Genomic DNA, 16,759 nt, shown 5'->3' on the forward strand with positions numbered 1-16,759 from the left:
TTATCTGTATGTTGACAGCATCGCTTGCAGGCGTTGCATCCAGGCCACATCGACGCCTTCTATGTTTGCGTATCGCCCGGCACCATCCAGACCAGCAAATTGGTAATAACCGCCCGAATTGGCATCTCTCAGGACCGTATTGATGGCGTCGATGTTCCCCTGAGCGTAGCTCAGCCACGACGCGTTCTTGTCCGATTCGTACAGCCTGATCATAGCCTGCGATCCCCATCCGCACCAGGCAGGACTGATTCGGCGGTCGCTGGTATTGAAGATATAGACGTTGTGCGCCTTATCCCACAGGGTGCGGTTCATGGCATTGCCCAGCGCCTGCGCCTTCACCTGGTACGACGGGTCTTTCGTGGCTTCCCCGTAAAGCAGAAAGGCTTCGACCATAATGGCGTTGTCGTAGGTGAATTTTTCAGTGAACCGTTTCCCCGACTGGTCAATCTGCCAGACAAACAGGCCGGTGCTGCTCTCGTATAATTTACTCGACAACCACTTGTCAACGGCCGATGCCCAGTCGCGGTAAATTGACTCGCCGGTGATCATGTACAAGCGTGCAAATAGCTGCATGGCCAGGCCGTTTGACTGCGTTGGCTTCACCGTTTTTGCCGTGTTCCACCAGAAACCACCGTCGAAGGTGTTGTCCCAGGTGCCACTTTTGATCAGCCAGTTGGCGCATGCCTTTGCTTTATCCAGGTACGCCGTTTTCATCGCCCCGGTGCTGACGTCGTAAGCGTCGAGGTAGATTACGCCAGACAGGGAATTATCATCGATGTATTTCAGCGGGTCCGAGCCTTTTCCGGTGCCATCGATGCGCACGAAGGCAAAGTAGCCGCCGTTGGGGCTGGCGTCGTCCCAGAAGTGACTCATCCAGTTGAAACTATCGTTCATGTAGGTCGCGTAAGTCGTGTCACCCCGCTTTACCATGGCAGCATCGGCGTAGATCTGACTCACGTTGTACCACTCAAAAGCCGAATTGAGATCGGTGGTGGCATTGACCCGGTAGCTCTTGTAGGGTGTCAGCAAATTGGCGAGCACGTAATCATGCGTTTTCCGGGCCGCCGTCAGATACCGCGACACGGTCGGGCTGGGTACGTTGGGCCTTGTTGTGTCGGGCCCGCCTACGGGGGATGGCTGCTTGTCTTCGCAGGATGAAAAGAGCGTGACAGCCACGACGAGTAAAAGCCCGTTGAAAAGAGAGCGGTTCATAACGAAAGTCTTAAACCTGTGCCAGCTGCATCACGGCAACGGGCACAGGGATGTTGGAAGCGAATCAACAGTGTTCTGAGTTAAGGCCAGGGCCTATTTCTGCACGGTCACCTGATGGCTATACGGCGCATTGGCCCGCAAAAACAGGTCTACTTTGACCTTCTGCAAATCGGCCGACGGGTCAAACTTGTAGGTGTTGTCCCACTGGGCGTTCGACACCGGCAAGAGGTAGAAATAAGACGCAGGCGCCCCGGCCGGACTATTGTTATTCACGTTCGAGCTACCCATATACTCTATGCCCGTGGCGGTGTGGATCGCGAATTTGTACCGCTCATCCCTGCCCCAGGAGAACTGATAGAACTCGACGGGGATACTGGCGGCTGACCACGTGCCGTTACCCGCATAGGCCAGCGTACCAATTTCTTTGTTGTAGGCCGACATGAAGAGTCCAACCGACTGTATTTCGGTGGCCTGGGTGGAGGCTATGTTAAAGTCGTACCGCAACCGATACGTTTTAGTCGGCCCAGTCAAGGTGGTGCGTGAGGTACCTTCCCGGATAGTGTCCTTAGCGACGTAGTAACTCTTGCCTGCGCCCGACAGCCTATTTGTCAGATAATAGCTACCTGCCTTTAACGAGGTGTAACCCTCATAAACGCCGTCTTCCACCTTTTTGAGCCTGACTGCTTTACTCAAGTCGTCTCCCCCTTCGGTGGCCGTCCCTGTCAGATACAAGCTATCGGGTAGGTCAACAAAGCCAGCGGGTCTGGTCATGGTCAGCACGCGGTTGGACGTACCTGTCTGACGGTTAAGCGCAACCGACGCCAAGACCGTCCATTTGACACTACCTGTAGCAGAGGCTCCTATGCCGCCCAAGGCCGCAATTTTCTTCAGGTCGTTGTGGCTGAGCGTTAACTGCGGCTGGACCCCCAACCCGTCAGATACCGTCTTGTAAAAAGGCTTGCTGAAATCGCCATCGGTCTTATCGAAAGCAACCTCATATAATACACCTTCTGCTGCCTGAACCGGTGCCCATTTAAACTGCACACTGGCAGGGGTTGATGGTTCCAGCTTGACGCTGGCATTGTTTTCGGGAGCCGTCAGCGTGCTCACCGGCGTTACAGCCGGGTTCAGCTCCCGGACCGTCTGCTTGCAGGAAATGATCGATAGCACAGCGAGTAACGCCATACCACCTGTGGTCAATGCATGTCTCATTAGATGTGATGATTAGGGTTGGTAACCAGGGTTTTGGGTTAACGACTTGTTGAGGTTCAGCTCTGAGGCTGGCAACGGCCACAGGTAGTTTTTGGCCGGATCAAACTGACGTCGCTGCGCGCGGATGTAGCCATTATCAACTGACGGATCGCCGAATTTGGCGCCGTGAGCGTACCCATTAAGTACCGTCTCGGCAATCTTCCACCGTCGGATATCATCAATTCGTAGTCCTTCCATTGCCAACTCAGCCCGGCGCTCCCGACGAACAATCTGCGTCAGATCGCCGGTGGTCGGGAAGCTCAGTGCCTCCGTTGCCGTGAAGCCCGCCCGTTGCCGAAGTGGCCGAATTGTTTTATCCCACACACTGGCATTCAATTGCCCCAGGCTCTGCTTGGCTTCCGCGTACATCAGCAGGACATCGGCGTACCGGATCAGGTGCAGGTTCAGGCCCGACGCAAAATTGGCCAGGCTGTTTGGGTCGTAATATTTACGCCAGTAGTAGCCCGTGGGTGATCCCTGTCCGTTCAGCGTATACTCATTTAAGGCGGGCCTGACGGGGTCCGAGCCGGGTTTTATGTAAATGATCTGAGTGGTCCCATCTGCGTTTCGCCAAACGTACCGGTCATACACGACGGTCGCCGTTAGCCGGGGATCGCGATTGGCGTACGGGCTACTTTCCGAATAGCCCGAACCTGCTTCGGTAATGGCTTTGCCGTTGAGTGTCACGTAGTCATTGACCAGCTCCTGCGTGGGGGCCATGCTATTCGTTCTAGCTCCGGCCGACCGGGGGGCGAAATCAAAAAACTCAGACCAGGTACGTAGGCCAGGTACGTATTGCAACGCCAGTATCGATTCGTTGCTGGTTTTATTGACCGTGGGGCTGCTGAACAGATCGCTATAGTTGGCTGCTAAACCGTACTGACCGTTGGTGGCCGGATCATTGATCAGCTTTTCGCACAGGGTGACAACCTCGGCCATCCGGTTACCTTCGTAAAGCAGCACCCGGGCGTTCAGGGCAATGGCCGCGCCTTTCGTGATCCGGCCGTTATCGGCGGGGGCATACGCATCTTTGGAAGGCAGCAAGTCTGCTGCCGCCGTCAGTTCGTCGGTGATAAATTTAAGCACCGTAGCCCGGGGCGAACGGGGAATCACCTTTGCTTCGTCGGGCGAGAGGTCGCGGTCGAGCAGGGGTACGTCTCCGTACCACTTCATCAGGTTAAAATGGTGCCAGGCCCGTACGAACCGCACCTCGCCTTTCATCCTCGACAGGTCAGCAGCCGAGAGCGTCTTGTTCTGATCGACGTTTGCCAGAAAGATGTTGCAAGACTTAATCCCCTGGTAATAAAACGCCCAGTCGTTCTGGAATTTCGGCAACGTCGGCGTAAAACTACCACTGGCAATCGCCTCCGGACTTCCCGCGGCCGACCCCTGAGCGGTGTAAGCGTTGTCGGACAAGGCTTCGTTATAAAAGTATAACGTGCTGGTATACATGCCGCTGTAGATGTTATTCAGGGCATTATTGACGTTCTCGCTCGTTGTCCAGAAGTTGAGTTCGGTAAAGCGATTGACAGGCGCAATGTCTAAGGGGCCGCACCCGGTGACGATGAGTACCATCACGCAAAGGCTACTTATCTTTTTGAGAAAACTCATGAGTTGCAACAGATTAATGGGTTAGAAGCTGAGATCAAGGCCAAATCCGTAAAACACAGGTAGCGGGTAATTACGCGCACTGTTCGAGGCAGAACCCAGACTAAGGTTGTTATTGAACTCGGACGTTTCGGGGTCAATGAATTTGAGGGGCGTCAGCGTAAACAGGTTCTGACCAATCAGCGATACCCGCAGCCGTTGCACACCAATTTTCTGGGTTAGCTTATTGGAGATCGTATAACCGATCTGCACGTTTCTCAGCCGGGCGTAGGCGGCATTGTACCGGTAAACATCAGACCCGTTCCGCCAGTTGTTGGTGTTCGAAGGTGAGCCGATAGCGGCTAAGCGAGGATAGCGTGCATTCGGGTTGTCGGGCGTCCAGAAATCGGTCTGGTGCTCATACATGGTCGCCCCGTAATTGTAGTGGAACGGTTCGACTTCCTCACCCCGTAGCATGACATCGCGCTTGCCAACGCCCTGAATAAACAGGTTCAGGTCGAAGCCCTTCACGGCCAGCCGGTAGGTGAAGCCAAAGGTGTAACGGGGAAACGGATTGCCCAGTACGATCTTGTCGCTGTCGTCGATCTTACCATCCCCGTTGAAGTCGGTAAACTTTATATCGCCAGGCCCCACAGTAACGCCGTCTGGTTTTGGGGAATTATCTACGTCAGCCTGGTTTTGAAAGTAGCCATTGGTTTTATAGCCCCAATACTGCGTAATAGGCTGCCCTACTTTCCGGATAAAGCCAAAGGCATCGACGTTGGCAATTTGCTGATCGGAGCCGTAAGTCAGGGCCAGCAGGGTATTCTGATTATCGGCCAGGTTTACGCTGAAGCTCTGCTTCACAGACTTAGTATTCAGGTTGTAGGTAGCGCTGACTTCCCACCCTTTGTTTCTGACTTTAGCCACATTGAAGTCCGGAAACCCCGCGCCAAACAGAAGTGGAATATCTTGCCGGCTGTACAAAATGTCGCTGGTCACCTTATTGAAGTAATCGACGGACAGGGTCAGCTTATTCTGCAGAAAACTCGCGTCGGCCCCAACGTTTAGCATCGCCGATTTCTCCCACGTCAGGTCTGGGTTGCCAAGGCTAAAGCCTGCCCCGCCCACAACCGAATTGTTGAAGCCATACGAGTTGGCGTAGTTGAAGTAGTTGGTCTGGTATTGATAAGCGTTTACATTCTGGTTGCCCACCAACCCGTAGGAAGCCCTCACTTTCAGACTGCTCACCGCATTCTGGGATTTCATGAACGACTCTTCAGACAGAATCCAGGAGCCGGCCAGCGAGGGAAAGAACCCCCACCGTCGGCCCGAAGCGAATTTAGACGACCCATCCTCCCGGAAGTTCCCCTCTAAAAAGTAACGGTCTTTGAACGAGTAGTTGACCCGGCCAAACACGGAGCTGATGCGCGTCTCGTTCGTATTGGTGTTGCTGTTATAGGAATTGACCGGGTCAAGAATCGTCCCGGTGGTTGGCGTACCCAGGGCCGGATCGGTCAGGGTTTTCTGCAACTGAAACCCGTTAGATCGGTAATATTCGTCGGAGGCTCCCAACAACACCTTAAAACTGTGATTGCCTATTCGTTTGGTGTAATCGGCGAATGCCTGTACGTTGATCAGCGAGTTTTTGAAGCTGTTGTCAAAAACGGTCCGGTCGTTGCCATACACACCCGTCGGATAATTGTTGACCTGCAACCGGCGGAAAAAGGCATTGTTGGCATTCAGCGTTCCACCGGCTATCCCGGTAAGTTTGAGGTCTTTCGTCAGGCTAAGCTCCGCGTTCAGATTGGCGAAGAACTGGTCGTTGTCGGATAGATAATACCCTCCGCTTTCAAGCACACTTTTCACGTTGTACTGGGAAGCCACAGGATTGGTCAGGTAATTTCCATCTGCATCCTGAAAACTGTAGTTCAGCGGGACGCGGTCCGCATCGGCAAAAATGACCCAGTCGGCGTTACTGTGCGACTTGTTCTGCGATTTAACGTAGTTCAAAATCGTGTTGACCCGTAGCTTGCCAATGACGGACAACTGGTTCAACCGCAGGTTGTATTTCTTGTAGCCGTAAGACGGGCCGACAAAATTGCTGCGCTGATCCTGAAGTCCCGCTGAGATCAGGTAGCTACTCGTGGCTCCCCCTCCGGCGATTGACAAATTGTGAAGTTGCTGGGGTGCACTTTGCAGAATAGACTGGCGCTCCCAGTCGCCGTTACCTTGCGCTCTCAGCGCCTGAATATCATCGGGTGTATAGATTGGAGGCAAACCTGAGTTGATCAGCGACAGGTTTTTGTAGTAAGCGTTATCCCAGGCACTGACCTTTTTCAGGCCGACGTAAGGCGTCTGCATGCCATAGCTACCGTTGTAGGTGACAGTGGCCTTCTGGTTGAGTTTTCCGCTTTTTGTCGTGATCAATAAGACCCCGTTGGCAGAGCGCGAACCATAAATGGCGGCTGAGCCCGCATCTTTCAGGACCGATACATTCGCGATGTCGTTGGGGTTAAGCAGGTTGATGTCCCCCCCGATTATCCCATCGATGACAATGAGTGGTGTATTATCGCCCAACGTACCTAGGCCACGGATATTGATGTTTACCCCGCTGCCCGGATTGAAGTTTGTCTGCTGAATGATCAGGTTGGGCGACTCGCCTTGTAACGCCTGTAGCACGTTTGTCACGGGCTTGCTCTCGATACTCTGGGCTTTAATCTGATCAACCGCCCCCGTAAGCGACAACTTATTCTGCTGTCCGTAGCCTACTACGACGACCTCTTCAAGCGATTGGCTTTCGTCTTGCGTCAACGTCACGTTAATGGTCCGCTCCTGGCCAATGACGACGGTCTTTTTGGTGAAGCCAATGTAAGAGAAGGCAAGGCTACGCCCAACGTAATCATCCGGTAGGGATAGGCGGTATTTCCCATCAGCGTCGGTGGTGGTTCCCTGTGTTGTCCCAACGACACTAACCGTGGCCCCCGGTAAGGGCTTTTGCTGGTCATCGAGCACCCGACCGGTAATGTCAATTGTGAATGCCACCACTGAGAATGGCCTGCCAGTGTAGGGAGAGGCTGATCCATAGCTGCCACCTAGCAGAAGGATTAACAGGACAAGAAGCGCTCGCTGCCTGCCAAACTGGGTGATCAGTCGATGCACCACTGGACGTATTGAACTGTTCATACGGCTACAATTGAGTTAGGAAATGACACTGGATTTTAAAGGGGGATAGGCGTAGTTAATTGATAATCAATAGCAAGGAAGGGGATTTCAAAGGGCATTATGCGTTCCTTTCCAATACGCATCGATGGCTTCCAGGGAACGGCCTTTGGTTTCGGGAATCAGTTTCCAGGTTAGCCAGAGAGCCGGCGAACAGCATACCGCAAACAGCCAGAATGTCCAGGCAGACCCCACCTCCTCGAGCAGAAATGGCGTTAACTGACCGACCAGGAAATTGCCGATCCAGAGCGAAAGCGTGGCTAATGCCATGGCTTTACCACGTATGGAATTGGGGAAGATTTCGCCAACCACAACCCAGCAGACGGGTCCGAACGAAAACGCGAAGCAGGCAATAAAGGCCAGAATAAACAGCAGGATCCAGGGCCCCGATGTGATGTTCATCTGGAAGAGCGCGCCAATAATCAGCAGCGATAGCACAGCCCCGCCAACGCCTACATACAGTAAGGGTTTGCGCCCCCACTTGTCGATCGTGAAAATGGCGACGAACGTGAAAGCTACATTGACCAGCCCAATAGTCACCTGTCCCCCTAACGCATTATTGAGGGTAAAGCCAGCCTGTTCCAGAATTCTGGGGCCGTAATAGATCACGGCGTTGATACCGCATACCTGCGACAAAAAAGGCAGGAGTAAGCCGATCCACAAGGCCCGCCGGTAGGTTGGCGTGAAGAGTTCACTCAGGTTACCGTGTCCCTCTTCGCCGGATGCATTGAAGGCATCGATCTCTTGCTGAGCCGAAGCAGGGCCATCTATTCGGGTCAGAATGGCCTTTGCTTTTTGCTCCTGTCCACGTAGCAACAGCCATCTTGGTGACTCAGGAACCAGTAGCAGGGCCAGCAGGAATACACCCGCCGGTACTGCCCCTAAGCCCAGCATGCCCCGCCACACCTGCGTCGATAAAATGGAGCCGAGGCTTTCATGACCGGCGTATTCACTGATGTGGCTGGCCAGATAGGCATTGGAAAAGTACGCGATTACGATGCCGATGGTCAGCGCTAACTGATACAGGGATACCATCATACCCCGATAGCGCGAAGGAGCGAATTCAGAGATATACAGTGGAGAGACCATGGAGGCTACCCCAATGCCCAGCCCTCCCACCAACCGGAAAGCGATCAACGTCGTGAACGTCGTGGCGAACATGCAGCCGATGGCTGATGCCAGAAACAAGACCGCCGAGAGGATCTGTACTAGTTTGCGCCCATAGGCATCACTCAATTTGCCCGAGACACTAACGCCCACGATGCATCCCAGCAGGGCGCAGCTGACAAACCAGCCCTCTTGGATAGCGTCAAGCGAAAAATCGCTCTTGACCAGACTCACAGTACCCGATATCACGGCGGTATCAAAACCAAACAAAAAACCACCAAGTGCGGCTATCAGGCAAACCAGATACAGGTACGTATTATTGGTCTTTTTCAAACCTTGATCCGTTGAGACAACCATGTTACTTCGTTCATTAAGGGTTAGGGGAGCATAACTGATTACGTCGTTCAATTTCGTTTATGTCTATATGTATAGACATAGTTAAGCACAAAAAAAAGTGTTTCACAAGCAGCTTTTGATAACAGGCATAAGCACAACAGCTTACGAATTGCCAGCCAGCCTATTTGCGGGCGATGTCAATAGCGTATGTGAACCGATCTGCCCGGTAGTAGCCTACGTTAAACTCAACGACCCGCTCGCCCGGATCACAAACAATCCGCTTTCGTAACAGAATTGGCTCGCCTGGCTTTGTATGTAGTATGTCCGCCAACTGCTCGTCGGCCAGGGTAGCGCTGATTTCTTCTTTGGAAAGTACCACGACCGTGTGATAATCCTTCTCCAGCATTTCGTAGAGCGGTTTAGAGAAATCTTCAGAACCAGTCAGACCTACGCGAGGGTGGAAATAGGAAACAAAGTAAACAATAGGTCCTGCCTCTAATCCTCGGAGCCGTTCCAGCTTCAATACCTTCGAATCAATCTCGATCCCAAACACCTCAGCCGTATCCTGATCAGCCAGTGTCCAGCCCGCCTTGATTTCGTAGTTCTGGAATTCTACGCCTTTATCGTGCATCTCAAGCGTGAAGCTTGACCAGTTATTGAGCTTTGTCGTTATCCGGTTTTTGGCCACTTTAGTCCCAACCCCTTTCTTGCGGATCAACAGTTCTTCGTTAACCAGTTTGCTGATCGCCTGTCTAACCGTGTTCCGGGCTATACCAAACCGTTTGGCCAGATCGATCTCATTCGGAAAAAGCTTGCCTTGCTGATACTCTTCTCTATCGATCAACTCCCTGATAATTGTCTCTACCTGAAGGTGGAGCGGGATAGGGCTGCTGTGGTCGATATTAGATAATTGCATGTTCTTGTCCGAATGTCTATACATACTACAATGCAAATGTTGACGATTTTTGAATAAATGCAAAATTTATTCCTAATTTTTCGCTGTAAAATCAAGTATCGCCTTCACTTTGTCAGCATTAGCTAACTGCAGCTAGCCAGCTGTTCGTAGTTAAGGCCTACCGTTAGTGCCTACGTGTTCTAGCAACGTCAGGCAATCTTGTAGTCGATTAGCCCGACTAGTGATCGAACAGCAAATGACTAAGTTAGCAGACCAGACTCTTGAAGCTAAGTCTACATGACCCGCTCTTCTGGAAGTGCATTCACTGTTACATATCAACTCGACAGAAACGTTTCATCGCTATCCTTTGGCGGTCTGCCTGTCATTTTGGTGGTTTCACCGGCCTCAGGTTGGCCTGGTGGTCGCTAAAGAATAGTTTTACGCTATAACTTCCAAGCCCTACCTCTGTGCTATGAACGTATTCATTGTTGAAGACGAAGAACTAGCTGTCCGTAAATTGACCAAGCTATTACAGGATGTAGATCCTACTCTTCAAATCGTTGGTACAGCTGCCAGCGTGCGGGCCTCGGTTAGCTGGCTGGAGGCCAATGTGCCGGGTCAATCTTCGGCGCCCGATCTGATTTTGATGGATATCGAATTGGCTGACGGGCAGAGTTTCGAGATATTCGAGCAGACTACAGTTACTGCGCCAGTGATTTTCACGACCTCCTACGATGAGTATGCCCTACGCGCATTCAAGGTAAACAGCATCGATTACTTGCTTAAGCCCATCAAACGTCACGAACTTGAAGCCAGTCTGCAAAAACACCGGCGCCTGAACGCTACGGCCCCACCCGAGCCAGGCTCGCACATGTCGATTGATGCGCTGGTGCAACAGCTTCGGCAGCAGGTAGCGCCAGCTGAACACCGGCGTCGGTTTCTGGTACGCCACCTTTCACAATGGGTACCTGTCGATGTAGGGGATATTGCTTACTTCTATTCCGAGGAAGGCGTCAGCCTGTTTCGCACCCGTAGCAATCAGAAATATCCCGTCGATTATACCCTTGATGAACTGGAAGCCATGCTCGATCCAAGCCATTTTTTTCGGGCTAACCGGCAATTCATTATTGACATCAATTCGGTTCAGCAGATTCACCCGTACTTCAACAATAAGCTCAAACTGACCTTGAAACCCGCCCCTGACGACGAGGTACTGGTAAGTCGGGAGCGCGCTACGGAATTCAAAAAGTGGATGGGTAAATAACACCTTACATGCACATCTGTCGAGCTGCCTATAAAGCGAGTTGTTGCCATGTAGGTACGTTCGGTCTGGCTATACTGGCTTTCCTGACCACCGCTCAGGAAAGCTGGAGCGCTTCCCACGATAGCCATGCAAAACAGCCCGGCCCAGCTAGGTTGTCAGTAGATTCGGCTGGGGCACAATCAGCGGAATACCTACCCGGAATATTGCCTTGTCGTGATGGATCAGCACCGATGAGTGATCGAGCAGTTTGTACTTCATGATAACGTTTTCAAGGCCAACCTGACCAGTGGGAACAGTGACCTTCCTGGCTTGTAAATTATTTTCAATATACAACTTCCCATCCTGGCTGAAGATGCGTATTGTCAGTGGACAACTGGTTGAGATAACGTTGTACTTGATTGCATTCTCAAACAGGATCTGGAGGGTAAGGGGCGGTATCAGGTACGTCATGTAATGCGCATCAATCGTCATTTTCAGGGAAATGCCGTCGCCATACCGGGTTTTTATCAGGTGAAAATAAGCATCAAGAAAAGCCAACTCGTCGGTGAGTGGGCAAAGCGATCGGCTATTCTGCTGAAGCAAATACCGATACACCGTCGATAGCTCGTCGAGGAACCGCTCGGCTTCAGTGGCATCGCTGGCGATTAGGGCCGATAGTGAGTTCAGGTTGTTAAACAGAAAATGAGGATTCAGCTGTGTCTTCAGCGAGTCGAGCTGGCTTTGCAGGTTTACTTTCTTCAATTCCTGCGTTTCGGTATACATCACCTGCCAGCGCTGATACAGGTAAATGCCTTCCAGAACAGCAGCAACCTGGATGGTGCCAACAACCGAAACAAGCGTGTTGAAAAAATAGGGTTGAAATGAAGACGCGCTACTGTCCTGCCAGAGTCCGATGAGCTGGTAGATGAATGTCTGGGTGATACGAATCAGGCTACAGAACACGACAAACCAAATAAGCTGGTAGACTATTCGCTTCAGAGTCTGTGCCAGTTCGGGGTAACGCCGTCGCGAGAGAATGATACCTAGCCGGTTGGACTCCCAAACCAGTACAGCACCTATCGTAAAGAAAAAGGGAATCCGCCAGTCGTTAGGATAGGGTGTGTTCGTGTACCCATACATCATCCATTGACCTATGAGCGCCAGCAACGGCACACCAGCGATTCGCATCCATTTATCGTTCAGTCGCTGCATGGTGTACTTTAGTCACTAGGGCTTTGGTTAACGGTATCAACGTCTTTAATGTATAGCTATCCCGGGTTGTGCGGAACAGGCACCTGCCTGAACAGGAATGAACTGGCCTTGAACCGCCACTTTTTGAGGTTGAACCGGTTGCCGACGCTAAATCGGCTGGTAGCAGCTAACTACACGAACGTGTTTAGCCTGCTACCAGCCGATTTGCACAACAGATGCAATAGGCTGAGCGAATCTGTCTAGCTGCTGGGTGCCGATTACTATTTATCAATCAACACATTACCCTGGGTGTTTTTCTCGAATGTATTGGCCGTATTGAGATCCGCGTTGATAGACGAGCCAAAGCCAACGAATACACCATAGCCACCGCTGCCGCTGATGCGTGTTTTGGTAACATTAATAGTAGCCCGGTTTCCCCAAAGGGCGATGTTCGCTTTCTTCCCCGACACAATTGACGTGCTGCCAGCGTTATTGACTTCAGCATTTTCCAATTCATTCTTTACATCGGGCGAGTAACTGATGATTCCACGCCAGTAGGCAGCCGTATTGTCGGCACTGGTAAAGATGATTTTTTGCGTGGGCGTACCTTTTGCACTCAGGTAACCCGTTGCGTTGATCTGAATCACCGCGTCGCGATTCATCTCCATTGTAACACCCGGTGCCAGTTTAAAACCGGCATCAATCCCGAACGAACCGTTGATCCGGTATGGCGTTTTGTCGGCAAAGCCAGCCCAGACCACCTCACTTTTGCCGGTGATAGCTGATGGCGTTACCTCGACCACATTGTGTCCGTTACCACCAGTGAAGGTCGAGGCCGCGTCTAGTTTCACCACGTTCAGGGCGTCGAGTAAAATACCGGCCTCCGTATTGCCGGTGAAGGCGTTCTGGCTGAACTCCCGGATAAGTCCACCCTCGTACACGTAGATTCCGTACCCGTCATTCTGCGAAAAAAGGCAATTTTTCAGGCCAATCTGCGCTTTGGTGCTGCCCGCCACGAACAGGGCCGCTTTGGTGGTGCTAAAGGCCGTTCGGCTGCCCGCGTTTCTCACCTCCACGTATTCCATCGTATTGGCATTACTGCCCGAATAGAGCGTGAGGCCCGCCCAGTACCCTTTGGTGTTCTGAACGCCAACCAGTTTGATTTTCTGCTCGGCGGTACCTTTGGCGATTAATAGCCCACCGCCATCGCTGATATTCATCCGGGCGTCGCGCTCGAACGCAATCACAACACCAGGATTAACGGTTAGCTCGTGGGTAACGTCGATCGACTTCGTTACAATATAATCCGGCAGGTCAGGGTTTGCAATTCGGTCAACGAGCGTGGTCTTAACGGTAATATTGGCCGTGATGGCCAGGGGTTCGGCGGCCGAGGCCGATACGATGACCCGGTCGGTACTTTTACCATTTGGGCTGGTTGCCGTCAGCTCAAATTCGTATTCACCTACTTCATCGGCTTTGAAGGTTGGTTTGAACGAGGTCGGGTCGGAGAGCGTGGCCGTGCTCTTGGCAGGTTTGCGAACAACGACCCACAGGTACGTCACTGGTTTTCCGTCGCTATCGACAGAGGCTGATCCATCGAGCGTAACTGTCTGTCCGACCTGCACGGGCTGATCTGGCCCGGCTTTGGCGACAACAGTGCCGGGTGGAGTTACGTCAGTTTCATTTTTACAGCCTGTCATCAGAAAAAGACTGGCCAGCAGCAGAAGGGTTACCCATTTGGCAGCGGCCAGATTGATGGTGAGGAGCGGTTGAACACGGAGGTTCACGGTGCGTAGTACTGGTTTCATAAGAGTCGATGTGCGGAGAAGCCCGCACGGCTTTGAGTAATGTTGTTTTACTGAATCAAAGGTATCCGTGGCAATTGAGGGGCGAATTGCCTAACCGGATGAAACGGAAAAAGCCGCTGTCGAAACGGAGTTTGAAGCGGCTTTAGGTACGTGATCTAGCAAATGATCTTAGAATTTCCCTGATGTGGTATCCCAGGTTAGCTGAATGGTCTGTCCCCAATTGTCCGAATCGTCGAAGTCGTAGTGCAGATAGCAGTTGACACCCGTTTCGTGCATGGCTGACTTACCTCCTTTCAGTGTATTTCCGCTGAATAGTAACGGGAAACGCTCTTCATGAAACTCACTCGGAAAGCCGATTGAATGAGGCCGGTTACTCTGGATTGTATTGCCTCTACAGTCTGTTGACACGTGAGTAGACGGTACCACATCCTTGGCTTCGTAGGTGAAACTGACGGTAAATCCTTTTCCCGGCAGGTGATACAGGTTTACGTTGAAATACTGTTTATCGGTAGGGCTAGCCATAAACGTCAGGTCAATATCGCCCGCGCTTTTAGTCCAGACCTCCTTTTCTGTCCCGCAGAACTCGGCATTTCTCATGGTCGAGAATCCCTCGCCCTGGGCTTCCCAATGCACATAGGACTTGAAGGCTACCGTATTTCGCGAGTCCTCGTCGTAGATGAGTGTCAGGTCGGGTGGAACGGGCGAGGCGTCGCCACGAATGCGCAGGTAGATGGTGGCTGCTTCATTCATACTTTGCCCCACGCGGGCGCTGGGCCGGCTTATGCGCATCGGCACTGTCCATTCGTTCAGCAGGTGCGGTTCAGTGATAAACCCCGACGCGGTTTTCACCCGTACTGGTCCCGACGAGCCGGGACCGATCATCGGAATTCGGCAGACAATGATGTTATCGCCCCAAAGTGAAATATCCTGTGCGCCAATCACCTGACCGTCGACAGTAACGCTCGATTTGGCTTTGTCTTGGGCACCGAAGTTGTTGCCGTAGATAATCAGTTCGCTATCACGACCACCACCGGGTCCGTTCTTCTCAGCCACTTGCAGGTACGCTATTTCAAACCCCATCACTGTGATATTCGACACCAGCAGGTTCTGCCCGGTAAACGGGGTAAAAACGCCTTTCAACTCTAGGCTAACCGCCGCTGTCGACGTTTTCTGAACCTGAGATGGAGCAGAATAGACCGCTTCGTTTATCGCCGCCGAAACGGTCAACGTACCCACTCCCCCCAGCGACCATTTTTTGATGTAGTTGGGATCGAGTGGCTCCGGCTCAGCTATCGGGTAGCCGTTCTCGTACTCGGCCACTGATAAAAGTACCAGCCCGTCTTCTGATAGGGATGGGGTGATATACTTCAGGGCTTTGAGGGTCACCTGCTGCTTTTGACCAACCCTGGCTGAAATGGGCGAGAGGGTCATCCACTGCACCACAACCCAGTCACTGAAGTGCTTCGTCTGCATGGCCAGTGTGTGGGTACTGGCGTTACTGGCAGTAGCGCCCACGAACCGCCAAACGCCCTTGCTATCCTGATAGGCTAATCCCAGCGCCTGAGGCAGGCTTACGCTGTCTTTTTGAGTAGTATAGTTCAGCTTGATCTCCACGGGTTTGGCGAAGACGTTGCCGTGGGGAGTGAGCCGCCAGCCATCGCCAATGCCACCGGGACAGGTGCTGGTAATGGGCTCAATGCCCACTTCGGTCAGGGCTGTGAGGGCTCCGGCGGGTACAGTGATCGTCAGCGTACCATCGCCAGATCGCAGACTGCCACCGGCAGGCCCGATCTGTTTAGTGACCTGTTCTCCCAGTGATTCGCCCACGGGTTGTTGGGTGCCCGACGTGCCTGGCAGTACAGCGTCGGGGTCGTGTTTGCAGGAACAAAGGCTTAGCACAAAGGCTGTTAGGAGGTAGAGAAAGATTTTCATCATGAAGTTGTTTACTGGTCGAACAGAGGCTACAGGCACTCGCGTGCTGGTGAGTCAAAATTGGCAGGGGCTGGCAACGTACCCAGCGGCCAGTTTGATGAAACGGAAAAAGCCGCTGTTGAAACGGCGTTCAAAACGGCTTTGGGTATCGGTCATAGACTTGATTGTCTTGCTGGTGCTGGTCAGCCCTGTGGCGTAGTCGGCTTAGTTGATATCGGGTAAGGCGGCTATCCGCTGCCTGGCCTCTGAACTCAGTCTGCCAGCACGAGCAATGTCTTCGGCGGCTAACTGCCCTGCCACAAACGCCTCGGTAAAGGCTTTTATGTCACCATTCTGAATGGCGCTGCCGTAATCGACAAAATCAATTTTTTTGGTCGCTACCAACTGCACCAGTTCGTCCAGGCCGGGGTGATTACTGATGATGGGCTGGCTTTGATATTGTTCGCCCAGATTCGTCGGAGATCGGGGTGGGTTGATGCAAAATGCATTGATGTGACATACCAGCACGCTTTGGGCCGGCACAACCACGCTGATCCATTTGAGGTTGACCCCATTTTGCATGCTCAGGTTCTCGGCAATCCAAATGGTCTTTGGCGGGAATTCCAGTTTGATCACCCTATTTGTCGTGTTTTGAAACGAGATGCAGAATTGCACCAGTCCACCACCGCCCAGTCGGGTATTTTTCTCGACAGACTCTTGCCAGCAGGCGTAGTCATGCCTGGGCTTATCAACCACCCTGATGCCCTCGGGATAAACAAAGGGCGCGCCCAGTGGCCGGGCTTTCGAGTCGCCGAAACCCGGAGCTGAGCTTTGGGGCTCCAGACCTACGTCAGTCGAGTCAGCCCCGTCTACCGGGTCAACGTCTGTGTTTTTTTTGCACGAAGGCAAGGCAATTGTGCTTAGCAGTAGCAGGAAGTAGAGTAGCTGCTTCATCGTAAAATGGGTTCGTAAAGTGGTGTAGATAGGTACGTTAGC

12 protein-coding genes are annotated in these 16,759 nt (G+C 52.4%); 2 read left to right on the forward strand and 10 right to left on the reverse strand.

Translation table 11 applies throughout. The features are described 5' to 3' along the window. The 6 genes from F7231_RS04935 to F7231_RS04960 all read right to left on the reverse strand — a co-directional run bounded on the left by F7231_RS04935 (position 1) and on the right by F7231_RS04960 (position 9,631). Complete coding sequence (locus F7231_RS04935; RefSeq protein WP_166691098.1) at positions 1-1,212, reverse strand: glycoside hydrolase family 76 protein; 1,212 nt, start codon at positions 1,210-1,212, stop codon at positions 1-3. A gap of 93 nt (positions 1,213-1,305) precedes the next feature. Then, positions 1,306-2,424, reverse strand: coding sequence for a SusE domain-containing protein (locus F7231_RS04940; protein ID WP_166691099.1), 1,119 nt, complete (start codon positions 2,422-2,424; stop codon positions 1,306-1,308). A gap of 12 nt (positions 2,425-2,436) precedes the next feature. Beyond that, positions 2,437-4,074, reverse strand: coding sequence for a RagB/SusD family nutrient uptake outer membrane protein (locus F7231_RS04945; protein ID WP_166691100.1), 1,638 nt, complete (start codon positions 4,072-4,074; stop codon positions 2,437-2,439). A gap of 21 nt (positions 4,075-4,095) precedes the next feature. Further along, positions 4,096-7,236 carry a SusC/RagA family TonB-linked outer membrane protein gene (locus tag F7231_RS04950; RefSeq protein ID WP_166691101.1) on the reverse strand — a complete coding sequence of 1,047 codons (3,141 nt, stop codon included), beginning with the start codon at positions 7,234-7,236 and terminating at the stop codon, positions 4,096-4,098. An 87-nt stretch (positions 7,237-7,323) separates the two neighbouring features. Then, a complete protein-coding gene (locus F7231_RS04955; RefSeq protein WP_229369574.1) occupies positions 7,324-8,712 on the reverse strand; it encodes a sugar porter family MFS transporter in 1,389 nt (462 codons plus the stop codon). Between the two features lie 184 nt (positions 8,713-8,896). Beyond that, positions 8,897-9,631, reverse strand: coding sequence for a GntR family transcriptional regulator (locus tag F7231_RS04960; protein ID WP_208295524.1), 735 nt, complete (start codon positions 9,629-9,631; stop codon positions 8,897-8,899). A 451-nt stretch (positions 9,632-10,082) separates the two neighbouring features. Between F7231_RS04960 and F7231_RS04965 the strand changes: the two genes are divergently transcribed. Next, on the forward strand, positions 10,083-10,874 hold the full coding sequence (locus F7231_RS04965; RefSeq protein WP_166691104.1) for a LytR/AlgR family response regulator transcription factor: 792 nt from the start codon (positions 10,083-10,085) through the stop codon (positions 10,872-10,874). Between the two features lie 147 nt (positions 10,875-11,021). Here the strand turns inward: F7231_RS04965 and F7231_RS04970 are convergent, their stop codons facing one another. The 3 genes from F7231_RS04970 to F7231_RS04980 all read right to left on the reverse strand — a co-directional run bounded on the left by F7231_RS04970 (position 11,022) and on the right by F7231_RS04980 (position 15,787). Then, positions 11,022-12,065, reverse strand: a complete 1,044-nt coding sequence (locus tag F7231_RS04970; RefSeq protein ID WP_166691105.1) for a sensor histidine kinase — start codon at positions 12,063-12,065, stop codon at positions 11,022-11,024. Positions 12,066-12,325: 260 nt separating this feature from the next. Continuing rightward, positions 12,326-13,852: a PKD domain-containing protein gene (locus F7231_RS04975; protein ID WP_166691106.1), complete on the reverse strand. Its 1,527-nt coding sequence runs from the start codon at positions 13,850-13,852 to the stop codon at positions 12,326-12,328. 168 nt (positions 13,853-14,020) lie between these two features. Then, a complete protein-coding gene (locus F7231_RS04980) occupies positions 14,021-15,787 on the reverse strand; it encodes an IPT/TIG domain-containing protein (protein ID WP_229369578.1) in 1,767 nt (588 codons plus the stop codon). Between F7231_RS04980 and F7231_RS04985 the strand changes: the two genes are divergently transcribed. Continuing rightward, positions 15,786-15,983 carry a hypothetical protein gene (locus tag F7231_RS04985; protein WP_166691107.1) on the forward strand — a complete coding sequence of 66 codons (198 nt, stop codon included), beginning with the start codon at positions 15,786-15,788 and terminating at the stop codon, positions 15,981-15,983. The two genes, F7231_RS04980 and F7231_RS04985, sit on opposite strands and share 2 nt — an antisense overlap. A gap of 5 nt (positions 15,984-15,988) precedes the next feature. Here F7231_RS04985 and F7231_RS04990 read toward each other — a convergent pair whose 3' ends face one another. Next, a complete protein-coding gene (locus tag F7231_RS04990) occupies positions 15,989-16,717 on the reverse strand; it encodes a hypothetical protein (RefSeq protein WP_166691108.1) in 729 nt (242 codons plus the stop codon). Between the last annotated feature and the right edge of the window lie 42 nt (positions 16,718-16,759).

Origin of the sequence: Fibrivirga algicola (assembly GCF_011742925.1) — a bacterium.
In the GTDB taxonomy this organism is placed as follows: Bacteria; Bacteroidota; Bacteroidia; order Cytophagales; family Spirosomataceae; genus Fibrella; species Fibrella algicola.